The sequence below is a fragment of the Archangium sp. genome, assembly GCF_036389735.1.
GTDB lineage: Bacteria > Myxococcota > Myxococcia > Myxococcales > Myxococcaceae > Archangium.
Window position 1 is genome coordinate 1 of the sequence record NZ_DASVWK010000450.1, and the last position, 1,668, is coordinate 1,668.

At 67.9% G+C, this 1,668-nt stretch carries 4 protein-coding genes; 2 read left to right on the forward strand and 2 right to left on the reverse strand.

Annotation, left to right across the window (positions count from 1 at the left end; genetic code table 11):
• Positions 1 to 238, forward strand: a 238-nt coding sequence (locus tag VF794_RS16075) for an OsmC family protein (protein WP_414640913.1), incomplete at its 5' end; no start/stop codon positions are given.
• Positions 239 to 248: 10 nt separating this feature from the next.
• Positions 249 to 812 carry an oligoribonuclease gene (gene orn, locus VF794_RS16080; RefSeq protein ID WP_331111333.1) on the forward strand — a complete coding sequence of 188 codons (564 nt, stop codon included), beginning with the start codon at positions 249 to 251 and terminating at the stop codon, positions 810 to 812.
• Positions 813 to 827: 15 nt separating this feature from the next.
• Here the strand turns inward: orn and VF794_RS16085 are convergent, their stop codons facing one another.
• Both VF794_RS16085 and VF794_RS16090 read right to left on the reverse strand, forming a co-directional pair.
• Entirely contained in the window at positions 828 to 1,184 is a 357-nt protein-coding gene (locus tag VF794_RS16085) for a response regulator (protein WP_331111335.1), read from the reverse strand.
• The coding region (locus VF794_RS16090) for an RAD55 family ATPase (protein WP_331111337.1) at positions 1,181 to 1,668 on the reverse strand (488 nt) is incomplete at its 5' end. The genes VF794_RS16090 and VF794_RS16085, both read right to left, overlap by 4 nt.

A 1,668-nucleotide genomic window follows, 5' to 3' on the forward strand; every position in this document is an offset into this window, starting at 1 on the left:
GCGCTTGAGCCACACCAAGGTGCACGCCGAGGACTGCGCGCACTGCGAGACGAAGGTGGGCAAGGTGGACCGGATCGATCGGGAGGTGACGCTGGAGGGCCCGCTGAGCGCGCGGCAGCGGAGTCGACTGTTGGAGATGGCGGACCGGTGCCCGGTGCACCGCTCGCTGGAGTCGGAGATCGACGTGCACACCTTCCTGGAAGAGGACGAACCCACGCCCACCACGAACCCGGGGTAGACTGCATCCCATGCCGGCACCTACGCCCCCGTCCTGTTTCGTGTGGCTCGACCTGGAGATGACCGGGTTGGACCCGGACGAGTCCGCCATCATCGAGATTGGAGTCATCATCACGGGCCCGGACCTGGTGCCGAAGGCCGAGATGGAGCGGGTCATCTGGCAGCCGGAGGAGGTGCTGGCGCGGATGGAGCCGGTGGTGAAGGACATGCACACGCGCAACGGCCTCTTGAAGAAGGTGCGCGACTCGTCCATCTCCCTGCGCGTGGCCGAGCGGGACATCACCGCGCTGGTGGCGGCGCACTGCGGGATGGGGGAGGGAATCCTCTGCGGCAACTCCATCCACACGGACCGGCGCTTCCTGGTGAAGTACATGCCGATGCTCGACCGCTACCTGCATTACCGGCAGGTGGACGTGACGAGCCTCAAGGTGCTGGCGAGCGCCTGGTTCCCGGACATGACGCCGCAGAAGAAGACGACCTCGGGGCACACGGCGCTGGCGGATCTGCGCGCCAGCATCGCCGAGCTGACGCACTACCGCACGCACCTCTTCCGAGCGGCCTCGGGCGGCTCCTGAAGTGGGCACCCGGGCCTAGTGGACGCGGTTGAGCTCCGCGGTCACCGTGTTCAGCAGGTCATCCAGCTCGAAGGGCTTGGCCAGGAAGCGGCTGCCCTGGAGCTCGGACTTGGTGACCCGCCCGGCGCTCATCACCACCACGGGAATGGAGCGCAGGTCCGGGCTCTCCTTGAGCCGGCGCAACATCTCCTGCCCGTCCATCACCGGCATCATCAGGTCCAGGAGGATGAGGTCCGGGCGCGCCTCGCCCGCCCGCTTGAGGCCCTCGGCCCCATTGGCGGCCGTGGCCACCTCGTAGCCCTCCACCGAGAGGATATCGGTGAGGGCCTCCAGGATGGCCACCTCGTCGTCCACGATGAGGAGCTTGCTCATGCGCGGCTCCGGCGCTTCCCGGGCGAGCGCGACGCCGGCTTCTTGCGCCGGGCCGGCGCACGGCGGGACACCTGAGGCCGGGCTTGCCCGGAGAGGATGGCCTCGGCACTCTCGAAGGTCTCGGCCACGTCGATGCCCTGAGTCGAGATGGAGAATTCCCGTAGCGCGTGCACGTAGTCGCTCTCGCGCATCTTGAGGATGGACAGCATCCGGTACATTTGCGAGCGCAGCTCCACGTAGCGCAGGAGGATGATGTTGTCGACGATGGCCTCCATGCCCTCCGGCCGAGCTTCCTGCTGGGGGCCGAAGAGGACGTTGGTCCCGTGGGTCATCAGGGAGGTGACTCCCCGGGCGCGCAGCTCATTCAAGAGGGCGTTGAGGAAGCCGGGCATCCGTCCCAGGGAGACCGCCTGCCTGGTGAGCGACTCCAGCCCATCGAGGACGAGCCGCCGCACGCGGTGGCGCTCCACCAGGGCCAGCAGCT